Annotated in this window: 10 protein-coding genes; 1 reads left to right on the top strand and 9 read right to left on the bottom strand. The window is 68.4% G+C overall.

The window, feature by feature from the left end; all coding sequences use genetic code 11:
• Positions 1-12 precede the first annotated feature (12 nt).
• From ptsP to imuA, 7 genes are all read right to left on the bottom strand, one after another.
• Entirely contained in the window at positions 13-2,595 is a 2,583-nt protein-coding gene (gene ptsP / locus WS64_RS13215) for a phosphoenolpyruvate--protein phosphotransferase (RefSeq protein ID WP_060966628.1), read from the bottom strand.
• 15 nt (positions 2,596-2,610) lie between these two features.
• Positions 2,611-3,636, bottom strand: coding sequence for an SIS domain-containing protein (locus WS64_RS13210; protein ID WP_060966627.1), 1,026 nt, complete (start codon positions 3,634-3,636; stop codon positions 2,611-2,613).
• A complete protein-coding gene (nagA, locus tag WS64_RS13205; protein ID WP_060966626.1) occupies positions 3,629-4,732 on the bottom strand; it encodes an N-acetylglucosamine-6-phosphate deacetylase in 1,104 nt (367 codons plus the stop codon). The genes WS64_RS13210 and nagA overlap by 8 nt, the downstream gene beginning before the upstream one ends.
• Positions 4,733-4,855: 123 nt before the next feature.
• Complete coding sequence (locus WS64_RS13200; RefSeq protein ID WP_059575605.1) at positions 4,856-5,590, bottom strand: GntR family transcriptional regulator; 735 nt, start codon at positions 5,588-5,590, stop codon at positions 4,856-4,858.
• 310 nt (positions 5,591-5,900) lie between these two features.
• Positions 5,901-9,119, bottom strand: a complete 3,219-nt coding sequence (locus WS64_RS13195) for an error-prone DNA polymerase (RefSeq protein ID WP_060966625.1) — start codon at positions 9,117-9,119, stop codon at positions 5,901-5,903.
• Between the two features lie 6 nt (positions 9,120-9,125).
• On the bottom strand, positions 9,126-10,622 hold the full coding sequence (locus WS64_RS13190; RefSeq protein ID WP_060966624.1) for a Y-family DNA polymerase: 1,497 nt from the start codon (positions 10,620-10,622) through the stop codon (positions 9,126-9,128).
• Complete coding sequence (gene imuA / locus WS64_RS13185; RefSeq protein WP_060966623.1) at positions 10,555-11,262, bottom strand: translesion DNA synthesis-associated protein ImuA; 708 nt, start codon at positions 11,260-11,262, stop codon at positions 10,555-10,557. The genes WS64_RS13190 and imuA overlap by 68 nt, the downstream gene beginning before the upstream one ends.
• Positions 11,263-11,474: 212 nt before the next feature.
• Here imuA and WS64_RS13180 point away from each other — a divergent pair, with 212 nt between their 5' ends.
• On the top strand, positions 11,475-11,783 hold the full coding sequence (locus tag WS64_RS13180) for a VF_A0006 family four-cysteine protein (RefSeq protein ID WP_081059262.1): 309 nt from the start codon (positions 11,475-11,477) through the stop codon (positions 11,781-11,783).
• A gap of 4 nt (positions 11,784-11,787) precedes the next feature.
• Here the strand turns inward: WS64_RS13180 and WS64_RS32835 are convergent, their stop codons facing one another.
• Positions 11,788-12,120 carry a DUF1493 family protein gene (locus WS64_RS32835; RefSeq protein ID WP_081103827.1) on the bottom strand — a complete coding sequence of 111 codons (333 nt, stop codon included), beginning with the start codon at positions 12,118-12,120 and terminating at the stop codon, positions 11,788-11,790.
• A 335-nt stretch (positions 12,121-12,455) separates the two neighbouring features.
• On the bottom strand, positions 12,456-13,271 hold the full coding sequence (locus WS64_RS13175) for a MetQ/NlpA family ABC transporter substrate-binding protein (protein WP_059576148.1): 816 nt from the start codon (positions 13,269-13,271) through the stop codon (positions 12,456-12,458).
• Between the last annotated feature and the right edge of the window lie 4 nt (positions 13,272-13,275).

Here is a 13,275-nt window from a genome sequence, read left to right as displayed (position 1 = left end):
CGCCGTCGACGCTCAGTCGAGCGGCCAGACCTCGCGGCTTGCTGCCCTTACCGCCTGTGCCGAATCGAGCGCGAGCAGATCCTGCGCGCGCTGACGACACAACTGGTAATCGAGACGGCGCACACGCGCCTTGATGCCCGGCACCGCCACCGGATCAACCGACAGCTCGGTCACGCCGAGGCCCACCAGGACCGGCACCGCGAGCGGATCGCCGCCGAGCGCGCCGCATACGCCGACCCACTTGCCGTGCTTCGCGGCGCCGCGCACCGCGATGTCGATCAGGCGCAGCACGGCCGGATGCAGGCCGTCGGACTGCGCGGCGAGATCGGCCTGGCAGCGATCCATCGCGAGCGTGTATTGCGTGAGGTCGTTGGTGCCGATCGACAGGAAATCCGCATGCTGCGCGAGCTGGTCGGCCAGCAGCGCGGCCGACGGCACCTCGATCATCACGCCCACCTCGATCGGCTCGGTGCGGCCCTGCGCGCGCGCGAATTCGTCGATGCGCTTCCTCAGCCGCACGAGTTCGCCCGCGTCGGTCACCATCGGGAGCAGGATGCGCACCGCGCCGAACGGTTTCACCGCGAGCAGGCCCTGCAACTGATCGTCGAGCAGATCGGGGCGCACCTGCGCGAGACGGATGCCGCGCAGCCCGAGCGCCGGGTTCGGCTCGGGCGGCAGCGTCAGGTAGTCGACTTCCTTGTCCGCGCCGACGTCGAGCGTGCGGATGATCGCCGTGCGGCCCTGCAGCGCGTCGACGATCGACTGGTAGCTCTGCTGGTGCTCGACGACGGTCGGCGCGGCCTGACGATGGATGAACATCAGTTCGGTGCGCAGCAGGCCGACTGCATCGGCGCCGTTGTCGACCGCGGTGTTCGCGTCGTCGAGCGTCGCGATGTTCGCGGCGACCTCGATCGCGCGGCCGTCGACCGTCGCGGCCGCAACGCCCGCCTGTTGCCGGTTCGCCTCGCGCACGCCGTCCAGGCGCTGGCGCTCGTGCCGCGCGCGCTCGACGTCGAGCGCGGTCGGTGCATGTTCGAGCCGGCCCGCGCTCGCATCGACGACGACCTGCGTGCCGTCCGGAATCGTGTACAGCGCATCGCCGACCGCCACCAGCGCCGGGATGCCGAGCTGCCGCGCGATGATCGCCGCGTGCGACGTCGCGCCGCCGCGCGCCATCACGAGCGCGGTCACGCGTTCGCGATCGAGCGACGACAGGTCGGACGGCGTGAATTCGTCGGCCGCGAGCACGGCTTCGTCGGGTAGCGTGCGCGCCGCGCCGTTCGTGTGGCCGAGCGCGCGCAGCACGCGCTTCTCGATGTCGCGCAGGTCGGCCGCGCGCTCGGCGAGCAGCGCGTCGTCGAGCTTCGACAGCGTGTCGATCTGCGTGCGGATCGTCTCGCGCCACGCGAAGCCCGCGCCCTTGCCGAGGCTGATCAGGTCGCGCGCCGCGTCGATCAGCGTCGGGTCTTCCAGCAGCACGCGATGCACCGCGAAAATCCCCGCCTCGCCGACCGCGCCGCGCGCCGACGCGTTGCGAACCGTTTCGGCGAGTTCGGCGTCGACCGCCTTCAGCGCCTGGTCGAGCCGGCGGCTTTCGGACGCGGGCGTGCCGGACGCCTGTTCGGGCGGCACGATGTCCGCATCGTCGAGACGCACCAGCGTGCCGACCGCGATGCCGGGCGCCGCGCACACGCCGGCGAGCGTGTTCGGGTCGAGCGCCGCGCCGGTCGCGTGCACGATGGTTTGCGGCGCGGGCGATTTCAGCCGCGCCGGCTTTTCCTCCACTTCGCCGTGCGCCTCGCGCAGCAGCTCGCGCTCGACCGCATCGACGGCCTGCTGCGCGTGCGCGCCGCGGCCGACCAGTTCGACCGTCGCGCCTTCGCCGGCGCCGAGACCGAGCAGACCGACGACGCTCGCGATCGACGCCTTGCGGCCGTCGAACAGCACGTCGACGCTCGCGTCGAACCCGCGCGCGGCTTCGCGCGCCCGCGCGGCCGGCCGCGCATGCAGGCCGCCCGGCTGCGCGAGCACGATCTCGCGGCGCACTTCGTTGTGCGCGGCCGCGCCGGCCTGCGCCGCCTGCGCGGCGGCTTCGCCCTTGCCGCGCAGCACGAGCAACGGCGTCTCGCCGGCCGTCGCGAAACCGCTCGCGCGGTCGACCACCTCGAACGCGTCGGAATTCGCGATCGCGATCACCGACACGAGCGAATGCGCGTGACGCGCCACCGCGTCCTGGTCGAACTCGATCAGCAACGCGCCCGCTTCGACGCGTGCGCCGGCTTCGACGTGCGCGATGAAACCCTGCCCGTTCAGCTCGACGGTGTCGATGCCGATGTGCAGCAGCACTTCCGCGCCTTGCGGCGTCGTGATCGTCACCGCGTGGCCGGTGCGCGCGAGATGCGACACGACGCCCGCGCACGGCGCGACGAGCCGGCCCGCGAGCGGGTCGATGCCGATGCCGTCGCCGAACATCCCGCCGGAGAACACCGGATCGGGCACGTCGGCCAGTGCGACGATCGGCCCCGTCAACGGGCTGAGCAGAACGATCTGATCGTGGGTGGGGCTCTTCAACTGGGACTCCTCGGCGCGTCTCATCGGCTTTCTCGGCTATCAGTGCGTTTCGGTGACTTTGTTCAGGTGGCGCGGCGTATCGGGATTGCGGCCGCGCGCGACGGCGAGATCCGCCGCCATCACGTAGAACGAAAGAATGGCGGCGATCGGGTCGAGCGCCGGATGGGCGGACTGCGCGAGCGGCAGCACGGTGCCCTTGGCGTCGGGCGTGCCGGGCGTGCCGGCGGGCGCCGCGAGCAGCACGGCGGCGCCGCGTGCGCGCATGTCGGCGGCGAGCTGCAGCAGCCCGGCCTGTTCCGGCCCGGGCGGCGCGAACACGAGCAGCGGATAGTCGCGGTCGATCAGCTCCATCGGGCCGTGACGGACTTCGGCGCTCGAGAATGCCTCGGCCTGGATGCCGGACGTTTCCTTCAGCTTCAGCGCGGCTTCCTGCGCAATGGCGAGGCCGAGCCCGCGGCCGATCACGATCATCCGCTCGACGCCCGCGAGCGCGGCGACGGCCGCCGACCAGTCGAGCCGGCCGGCCTGCGCGAGCACGTCGGGCAGGCCGCGCAATGCGGTGACGAGCGCGGCGTCGCGCTGCCAGTACGCGACGATCTGCGCGGACAGCGACAGCATCGCGATATAGCTCTTGGTCGCCGCGACCGACAATTCGGGGCCGGCCAGCAGCGGCAACTGGTGCTCGCACGCGTCGGCGAGCGGCGACGGCAGCACGTTCACGGCGGCGACCGTGCGCGCGCCGGCTTCGCGCAGCGCGGCCATCGTGTTGACGAGATCGGGGCTCTTGCCCGACTGGGAGAATGCGATCGCGAGCTGATCCTGCACCTTCAGCGGCGCCTGCTGCAGCGTCGCGACCGACATCGGCAGCGATGCGACCGGCACGCCGAGGCGGCTCATCGTCAGGCTCGCGAAATAGCTGGCGGCATGATCCGAGCTGCCGCGCGCGACCGTCAGCGCGACGGCCGGCGGGTGATCGAGCAATTGGCCGGCGAGCGCTTCGACGCGCGCGGTGTCGGCGAGTTGCGCGGCGACGACCTGGGCGGACTCGCGCGCTTCCTTAAGCATATTCGACAATCGATTCTCCTTCGACGTAGGTCGCGGTGAGGTTCAGGTCGCGATCGAACACCGCGAGGTCGGCCCATGCGCCGAGCTCGAGGCGGCCGCGATCGGCGATGCCGAGGTAGTCGGCCGCGTAGCGCGACATCCGGTTCGACACGTCGGCGATCGGCAGGCCGAGCGACACGAGGTTGCGCAGCGCCTGGTCCATCGTCAGCGTGCTGCCGGCGAGCGTGCCGTCGGCGAGCCGCACGCCGCCGAGGCATTTCGTCACGTGCTGGCTGCCGAGCCGGTATTCGCCGTCGGGCATGCCGGTGGCGGACGTGCTGTCGGTCACGACGTACAGGCGCGGGATCGCGCGCAGCGCGGCGCGAATCGCGCCCGGATGGACGTGCAGCAGATCGGGAATGATTTCCGCGTATTCGGCATGCGCGAGCGCCGCACCGACGAGGCCCGGGTTGCGGTGATGCAGCGGCGACATCGCGTTGAACAGGTGCGTGAAACCGCACGCGCCGTGCTTGAGCGCGGCGACCGCGTCGTCGTAGGTCGCGAGCGAATGGCCGAGCTGCACGCGCACGCCGCGCGCGGCCATCTCGCCGATGATCTCGATGTGGCCCGCGATTTCCGGCGCGAGCGTGACGACGCGGATCGGCGCGATCGACAGGTACTTCAGCACTTCGTCGAGCACGGCCGACACGGCCGCGTCGGGCTGCGCGCCGAGCTTGCCGGGGTTGATGTACGGCCCTTCGAGATGCACGCCGAGCACCCGTGCGCCGCCCGGCGTGCGGGTGCGCGCGACGGTGCCGAGATTCGCGACGACCTCCATCAGTTCGTCGCGCGGCGCGGTCATCGTCGTCGCGAGCAGGCTCGTCGTGCCGAATTGCGCATGCGTGCGAGCGATCGTTTCGATCGCGTCGCCGCCTTCCATCACGTCGGCGCCGCCGCCGCCATGCACGTGCAGGTCGATGAAGCCGGGCAGGATGTACGGCGCGTCGTTCTTCGCGGGATCGACGGGCGTGCCGTCGAGCGTGGTGATGCGGCCGTTCTCGCTATCGAGCGAGCCGTGAATCCAGCCGTCGGGGGTGAGGATGTTGCCAGTCAGCATGACGTGTCTCTTGATGATCTGGTGACGCGGGCATCCGCGTCGCGATTTGCCAATTCGTTGCGATTCATTGCGCGCGATTGCGTTCCATCGCGATCGCGCGGGGTGCGCGGGCAGTCTCGCGCGTCAGCGTTTCAGTTCGGCGACGAAGTCGTAGTAGTCGTCGCGGCAATACGTTTCGGTCACTTCGATCGCGCGCTGGTCGACGCCGTAGCCGATGCGCGTGATCACGAGGAGCGCCGAGCCCGGCTTCACCGCCATCCATTTCGCGATCGCGTGCGTCGCGTTCGCCGCGCGAAAGTGCTGCAGCGCGCGCACGACGGTCATGCCGCGCGCCTCGAGGTATTCGTACAGCGACGCGCCGAGCACCTGCGGATCGGGCACCACCGCGGCCGGCAGCGTCGAATGCTCGACCGCCATCACGATGCCGTCCGCGCGGCGCAGCCGTTCGAGCCGCGCGACCGTCGCGCCGGGCGCGAGGCCGAGATGCGTGAGCTCGTCGCGGCTCGCGGCGCGCAGCGTGCGCGACAGCCACACCGAATCGGGCACGAAGCCGCGCTGGCGCATCTTCGCGGTGAAGCCGACGAGACGCGACAGCGGATCGGCGACGCGCGGCGTGATGAAGCTGCCCGCGCCGCGCGCCCGCTTGATCAGGCCTTGCTCGACCAGCAGCGCGAGCGCACGACGCGCGGTGATCCGCGATACGCCGACCGACACCGACAGCAGCCGCTCCGACGGCAGCGCCTCGCCGGCCCGCCACGCGCCGGCGTGGATCGCGCTCGCCAGATTGCGGGCGAGCTGCAGATAGAGCGGCGTGTCGTCGAGGGGATCGGGCGCCAGTTCGGCCCAGCCGGTTTCCATGTGCCTCCGCGTGCGGACAACGATCTCGGACCGTCGAAAGTGAATGCATTATATAACCACCATAATACCAGTCAACGAACTGGTATTAGCGCCGCAGAAACCGCCGAAAGCCTTGCACGGCAAGCGTTTTAGTAGCGGGAAAGCCTTTGTTTACAACGCAATGCGGGATAGGGATTTACCCGAAGTGGTATGCAAGGGGACAGTTCCAGTGCACGGTTCGGCCAGATTTCGGGCGTGAATATGAGACCGGAATAGAACCAGTTAGGCCAACTGGTATGCACCTGCCGAGCAGGCCTGCGCGATGCAGGCGTCAGTGGAATTCGCGGCTCGACGTGCGCAAGTCGCCAAGCAACGGCGTCAGATCCTCGAAATGCTGCGCGACGAGGTGCCTCACGTCGCTGACGACCTGCCACACGCCGGACGCCGCGAGCAGCCGCGAATCGAGCGTTTCGCGACGCTGCCGCGCGAGCAGCTCGGGCCGGACGATCACGTTCACGCAGCCCGTTTCGTCCTCGAGCGTCATGAACATCACCCCTTTCGCGGTGCCCGGCATCTGCCGTGCGATCACGAGCCCGCACGCGCGCGCGAGCCGGCCGTCGGGACGATCGCGCAACTCGGCCGCGGACGACAGGCGCTGCGCGCGCAGCGCCGGCCGTAGCAGCGCGACCGGGTGGCGGTTCAGCGTGAGGCCGGTGGTGTGATAGTCGGCGAGGATGTCGTCGGCTTCCGACGGCGCGCCGAGCGCGGGCTGCTCCGCCTCGTCGATCGGCGCGGCGGCGAGCAGGTCGCGCTCCGGCGCCGCGGCGACGGCCTGCCACAACGCATCGCGGCGATGGCCGGCGAGCGTCGCGAGCGCGTTCGCGGCGGCGAGCGCTTCGAGATCGCGGCGTTCGAGCTGCGCGCGGCGGGCGAGACTGTCGACGGTGTCGAACGGGCCGGCGACGCGGGCGGCTTCGATGCGCCGCGCGGCGGCTTCGCCAAGGCCGCGCACGAGCGACAGGCCGAGCCGCACGGCCGGTTGGCCATGTGGAGGCGGCTGATCGGGCAGCGCCTCGAGCGACGCCTCCCAGCCGCTTTGCGTGACGTCGATCGGCAGCACCTTCACGCGATGGCGCTTCGCATCCTGCACGAGTTGCGACGGCGGATAGAAGCCCATCGGCTGGCTGTTCAGCAGCGCGGCGAGAAAGATCGCGGGCTCGTGGCATTTGAGCCAGCTGCTCGCGTACGCGAGCTTCGCGAAGCTGGCCGCGTGGCTTTCGGGGAAACCGTATTCGCCGAAGCCCTTGATCTGCTCGAAGATCTGTTCGGCGAATTCGCGCGTGTAGTTGCGTTCGAGCATCCCGCTGATGATCTTGTCCTGATATTTCTCGAGATTGCCCTTGCGCTTCCATGCGGCCATCGCGCGACGCAAGTCATCCGCTTCGCCAGGCGTAAAACCCGCGGCGACGATCGCGATCTGCATGACCTGCTCCTGGAAGATCGGCACACCCAGCGTGCGAACGAGCACTTCCTTGAGCGCGTCGCTCGGATACGTGACCTCGCCCTCCTCTTCGCCGGCCACGATCCTGCGCCGCTTCAGGTACGGATGCACCGCGCCGCCCTGGATCGGGCCAGGCCGCACGATCGATACCTGGACGACGAGATCGTAGTAGTTGCGCGGCTTCAGCCGCGGCAGCATCGACATCTGCGCGCGCGATTCGATCTGGAACACGCCGACCGTATCGGCACGGCAGATCATGTCGTAGGTTTCCTTGTCATCCTGCGGAATGTGTTTCAGCGTGAACGGTTCGCCGTCCGGTTCCGGCGGCCCGCGCCACGCGGTGCGCAGGTCGAACGCGCGATGCAGCGCCGACAGCATGCCGAGCGCGAGCACGTCGACCTTCATCAGCCCGAGCGCCTCGAGATCGTCCTTGTCCCACTGGATCACGCGCCGCCCGTCCATCGCCGCGTTCTCGACCGGCACGAGCCGCGTGAGCTTGCCGCGACTGATCACGAAGCCGCCCGAATGCTGCGACAGGTGACGCGGGAAGTTGAGCAAGCGCCCCGCCAGTTCGGCCCATGCCTTGATCATGGGCGTCGCCGGATCGAGCCCGGTCGACGCGAATTGCTGCAGCAGATCGCGGCTGCCGTCGAACCAGCGATGCCCCTTCGCGACCCGATCGACCAGCATCGGATCGACGCCGAGCGCCTTGCCGGTTTCGCGCAGCACGCCACGCGGACGATACGTCGAGACGGCGGCCGCGAGCGCGGCGCGGTCGTGCCCGTATTTTTCGTAGATGTGCTGGATCACCTCTTCCCGACGCTGATGCTCGAAGTCGACGTCGATGTCGGGCGGCTCGCCCCGTTTCTCGCTGATGAAGCGCTCGAACAGCATCGTGCTCTGATCGGGATCGACCTCGGTGATGCCGAGGCAATAGCAGACGACCGAATTCGCGGCCGAGCCGCGGCCCTGACACAGGATGTTCTGGCTGCGTGCGTATTTGACGATGTCGTAGACGGTCAGGAAGAACGGTTCGTAGCTCAGCTTCGCAATCAGGTCGAGTTCATGGCGGATCAGCTTCTCTACCTTTTCCGGGATGCCGTTCGGATAACGCACGGCCGCGCCCGCCCGGGTTTCCTGTTCCAGATAGCGCGTCGGCGTGAGCCCCTTCGGCACGATCTCGTCGGGATATTCGTAGCGCAGCTTGCCGAGATCGAAATCGCACGCGTCGAGAATCGCGCAGGTTTCGCCAATCTCTTGCGGCGAAAACAGCTTCGCTATCCGTCCACGCGCACGAAGATGCTGCTCCGCATTCGGCGCGAGCGCATACCCGCACTCGGCCACCGGCATGCCGAGGCGAATCGCCGTCATCACGTCCTGCAACGCCTTGCACGAACGCCGGTGCATCGTCACGTCGCCGAGCGCGACGATCCGCACGCCGCGCCGTTTGCCGGCCGCACGAATCTCGTCGCGCTGCGCGCCGTCGAGCGCACGCTGCAACTGCACGAGCCCGAGCCGCGCGCGCTCGCCGAACGTCGCGCGAAACCAGGCGACCTGCGCATCGAGCACGTCCGCCCGCACTGGATACGTCGGCACGAGGATCGCGAAGCAGTCGGGCATCCCGCGCAAGTGGGCAAACTCCGCCGGCGGCGCCGACAGCATCCGCGACGTCAGCGTGTAAGTGCCCTTCGGCGCCGCCATCTGCCGCCATGAAATCAGCTCGGAGAGATTGCCGTACCCGTCGCGGTTCTGCGCGAGCAGCACGAGCCCGAACGCACCGGGGCCCGGATCGTGGCCGGGCGCGACTTCGTCCGGCGTGACGTCGAAATACGAACCGACGACGAGCGGCAGCCCTTTCGCCGTCGCGGCGACATGCATGCGCGGCGCGCCGGCGAGCGAACATTCGTCGGTGATCGCGATCCCGCGATAGCCGAGTTCCGCCGCGCGCTCGACCAGTTCTTCCGCATGCGACGCGCCATGCAGGAACGAAAAATTCGAGCGGCAGAACAACTCCGCGTAATCGGGCAGCAAACTGAATTCCGCAACCATCTCCGCTCACCCGAACAAACCGTGCAGAAACCAGCGCGGGGCCGCCTGACTGCTCGTCCGCTCCTTGAATACCCAGTAGCACGCGCCCTCTTCGTCCTGCGCGACGTGGTAATCGCGTGCGACCAACTGCCCGTCGAACCACCCGGCTTCGATTCGCTCGGCCGACGACATCATCCGGAGCGGCGTATGGAATACCGGCCGCTCGCCGCGCATCAGCAGCGGCAACGGTTCGGCCAGCAACCACGCGGGACGCGGCGGCGCAGCGGGCGGACCGGCGGCCGGCTTGCCCGCTTGCGCATCGAGCGGCAGCCAGCGGTTCGCGGCCTCGGGCCGGTAATCGGCGACGGGTGCCGCGCGCAGCACGTTGTCCGCGCCGAGCCGCGCCACCAGCAGTTCGAGCAACCGCTCGCGGGTTTCCCGCGTACCGCCCGGCTCCGGAAAAAGATCGTCGGCCGGCGGCGCGACCGATTCGACGCGCGTGGCCTTCAGCCGCACCGCGATCACCGCGGCCGGCAGCTCGACGCGCGCGAGCCGCTCGCCGAGCAGCCGCATGAAATGCCCCTCGTCGCGCACGGGTGCGGCGAACGCGAGCGCGAGCGGCGTCGGCGGCACGGCCTGACGGCCGCGCTCGTGCTCGAGATCGAACGTCATCGCGGCCAGCGACAGTTGCCGCGCGGCCAGCCAGCCGCATAGCTGCACGACGAGCCGCCGCGCGGCGAACAGCACGGCTTCCGCGTATTCGACGCGCTCCGCCAATTCGAGCCGCACGTCGAATACCGGCGGCACCGCCATCCACGCAAGCGGCTCGACCGCTTCACCGTATGCACGATCGAGCACGGCCAGCAGCGCGGGACCGCAGCGCCGCTGCAGCCCCGCGCGCGGCAGGCGGCGCAGATCGGCGAGCGTGCGGCAGCCGAGACCGTCGAACCAGCCCGCATATGGGCGCGCATCGGGCAGCAGCACACAGGGCAGCCGGTCGAGCGTGCGGACGAGCGAGGCCTGACGCGCGACACGCCGCCGGATGCGGGCGCGCGCCGACGTGCGCGCGAGCAGCCACGCGCCGCGTCCGGTCGGCGCGGCGGACAGGCGCACCGCATAGCCGAGCGCCGCGAGCGTCGCCCGCACCTGGCGGCACAGCGACGGCAGGCCGCCGAACAGGCGCAGGCTCGGGCCGACGTCGACGATCAGCGTGGCTTCGTCGTCGAGCGCGACGCACGGCGAGAAGCGCAGCAACGCGAGCGCGACCGCGCGCAGCGCATCGGCTTCGCGGGCGGGATCGCGTTCGACGAGCTGCGTCGCGGGTGCGAGCGTGAGCACGCCGCCGCGCTTCATGCCCGCACGTACGCCCTGCCGGCGCGCGGCCGCATCGGCGATCAGCACGACACCCTGCTCGAGCACCGCACAGCCGGCCTCGCTGGCCTCGCCGGCCGCTGCATCAGACGGCGGCGGGACGCACACGTCGAGCGGCAGGCGCGGCAGATGGATGCCGAGCAAGACGCGCATAGCGGCTCTCCACGATGGGTGACGGCAAATCGAGCACGAGCGGCTCGCTGCGCGCGGGCCCGCGACGCTTGACGATGTCGAGCGACACGCCGCCCGGCACCGGATGCAGCGCGACGCGCAGCACGGCCGGCGACGGTTGCCGCGCGACCGACAGCGGACGCAGCATCACGAACAGCGTGTCGCCCGTGCGCGCAGCCGCGAGATGCAGACGCCGCAGCGCATCGGGCCGCGCGTCCTGCCAGAGCAGCAGCGCGCCGCAACAGCCGGTCTTGAGCGCCTGCTCGGCGGCCCACAGCGCATCGGTGCGGCTGCCTGCGCGCAGCCACAGCAGCGCGTCGGCCGGCACGCCGAGACTGGCGAGCGCGGTGGCATGCGGCGCCTGCGGCGGCGCGACGAGCGCGAGCGGCCGCCGCGCGCTGACGGTGCGGGCGAGCGCGGGCGCGAGCAGCCGCATCTCGCCGCAGCCGGGCTGCGCGGCCAGCAGTTCGACGAGACCGCCGACCGGCCAGCCGCCGCCCGGCAACTCGGCCGACAGCGGCGCGAAGCCCGTTTCGACCGTGCGGGGACCGCCGCGCGCGAGCTGCGAGCCGCGCCAGAGGGACGGATGAAGGGATTCGGGAGTAATGGAGGATGCGAGCATGACGCCACCCACAACTGTATGGATATACAGTATATGGCAATGCGTCCGCGTCGCACAGTACTGGTACGAAACCGGTTTTCGTCGGAAGAAAACGGGGAAAAGCCGGCGCGCCCGTCATGGCCCGCCGCGCCGGTTCGGGCGCAACGCGCCAGCCGCGTTGATCGCTTTACGTTATGCTGTCCGCCGACCCGATCCACACCATCGGAGGAGACTTGAAACGAACGATTCGTGCGATCGCATTCGCGACGGTTGCGATGGCGGCGCCGGGAGCAGCCTTCGCGCTGACCGACGGCAACGCGCAATACGACGACTGCATGCTCAATGCGCTACGTGAGAGCCGCAACGGCGCCGCCGCGCAGTTGATCCAGCGCTCGTGCGACGCGCTGTACCGCAACAACGCGATGCTGCTGCCGCGCGAACGGCGCTTTCACGAATGCGTCGTGCAGTCGCTGCCGGGTGTGCGCGACAACTACGCAATCCAGCAGATCATGTCGATCTGCTCGCGGCGCGGGGAGATGTGAGCGGTCAGTCGTAGAGCCAGCGTCCCGCTTTTGCCGATGCGATCAGCATTCGAACATTCAGATCCGGAACACGATGGATCACTTTTTTCTTGAATGGATTGATCAAGTCTAAAAATGAGGAATCGTCTTCCGGGTAATATTTTTTTATATCGAATCCACTTACATCAACATTAAATTTCACCGAATACTCCCGCATCAGGTCCTCGACCTCACAATCATCAAAGCTCAAGTCCAGATCCAAATCGGCACCTTCCGTTATCTCATCAACCACGAATGAAATAGGTAATCCAGATTTCTTCCTTACAAACTCAATCACCCTTTTCTCAAGATCTACCATAGCCTATCTCCCTCCCTTGCCACTCTATTGTAGTGGGCCACCGTCTTGCCGGCGACAATGGCGGCGGGATGCAGGTACCGGAAGCGACATACTGGTTTTAGCTTCAAACGACGGCGCCGAAGATAGATGTGAATGTGGCAGACCGTTAGAAAACCTAATTATCGGCGACACGCGAGTGCAATTTCGAGATCGTTTTCCCTGCCTCGCCCGTAGCAAATCAAACGCGTGAAAGCGGGTTTGAGCAACGCCTACGCGACGGCAACAAAACACGGTTCACCGCCGACGAAAAAAAGGCCCGCACACGTGCAGGCCTTCATTCGATCAACCGATCACGTTCAGAACGACGCGACCATCGAGCCCTTGAACTGCTTCTTGATGAATTCCTTCACTTCCGGCGACTGGTACGCCTTCACCAGCTTCTTCACCCACGGCTGATCCTTGTCCTTCGCGCGCACGGCGATCAGGTTCGCGTACGGGCTCGTCAGCGCTTCGAGCGCGATCGCGTCCTTGGTCGGCTGCAGGTTCGCGGCCAGCGCGTAGTTCGTGTTGATCACGGCCGCGTCGACGTCCGACAGCACGCGCGGCAGTTGCGCGGCGTCGAGTTCGGAGATCTTCAGCTTCTTCGGGTTCTCGGCGATGTCGAGCACCGTCGCGTTGTTGCCGCCCGTGCCGGCGCCCGCCTTCAGCTTGATCACGCCTTGCGTCTGCAGCAGCAGCAGCGCGCGGTTCTCGTTCGACGGATCGTTCGGCACCGCGAGCTTCGCGCCCTGCGGCAGATCCTTCAGCGACTTGAACTTCTTCGAATACACGCCGATCGGCGAGATGTAGGTCAGGCCCGCGCTGACGAGCTTGTAGCCGCGCTGCTTCACCTGGCTGTCGAGGTAGGGCTGGTGCTGGAAACTGTTCGCGTCGAGGTCGCCCGAATCGAGCGCCGCGTTCGGCTGCACGTAGTCGTTGAACTCGATGACCTTCACGTTCAGGCCTTCCTTCTCCTTCGCGACCTTCTGCACGACTTGCCACACTTGCGCATCCGGGCCGGCGACCGTGCCGACCTTGATCACCTTGTCTTCGGCGTGCGCGCCTGCCGACAGCGTCAGCGCGGCGCCGGTGGCCAGCACGGAAAATACCTTCAGGAGACTGCGACGCTTCATCTGT

Origin of the sequence: Burkholderia anthina (genome assembly GCF_001547525.1) — a bacterium.
Lineage (GTDB): Bacteria > Pseudomonadota > Gammaproteobacteria > Burkholderiales > Burkholderiaceae > Burkholderia > Burkholderia semiarida.
Note: the sequence above shows the minus strand (reverse complement) of the source record. Positions and strands in the feature narration are given on the sequence as shown.

Coding starts and splice junctions, on each gene's coding strand:
- ptsP (WP_060966628.1), bottom strand. CDS start 2,595: ATGAGACGCGCCGAGGAGTCCCAGTTGAAGAGCCCCACCCACGATCAG.
- WS64_RS13210 (WP_060966627.1), bottom strand. CDS start 3,636: ATGCTTAAGGAAGCGCGCGAGTCCGCCCAGGTCGTCGCCGCGCAACTC.
- nagA (WP_060966626.1), bottom strand. CDS start 4,732: ATGCTGACTGGCAACATCCTCACCCCCGACGGCTGGATTCACGGCTCG.
- WS64_RS13200 (WP_059575605.1), bottom strand. CDS start 5,590: ATGGAAACCGGCTGGGCCGAACTGGCGCCCGATCCCCTCGACGACACG.
- WS64_RS13195 (WP_060966625.1), bottom strand. CDS start 9,119: ATGGTTGCGGAATTCAGTTTGCTGCCCGATTACGCGGAGTTGTTCTGC.
- WS64_RS13190 (WP_060966624.1), bottom strand. CDS start 10,622: ATGCGCGTCTTGCTCGGCATCCATCTGCCGCGCCTGCCGCTCGACGTG.
- imuA (WP_060966623.1), bottom strand. CDS start 11,262: ATGCTCGCATCCTCCATTACTCCCGAATCCCTTCATCCGTCCCTCTGG.
- WS64_RS32835 (WP_081103827.1), bottom strand. CDS start 12,120: ATGGTAGATCTTGAGAAAAGGGTGATTGAGTTTGTAAGGAAGAAATCT.
- WS64_RS13175 (WP_059576148.1), bottom strand. CDS start 13,271: ATGAAGCGTCGCAGTCTCCTGAAGGTATTTTCCGTGCTGGCCACCGGC.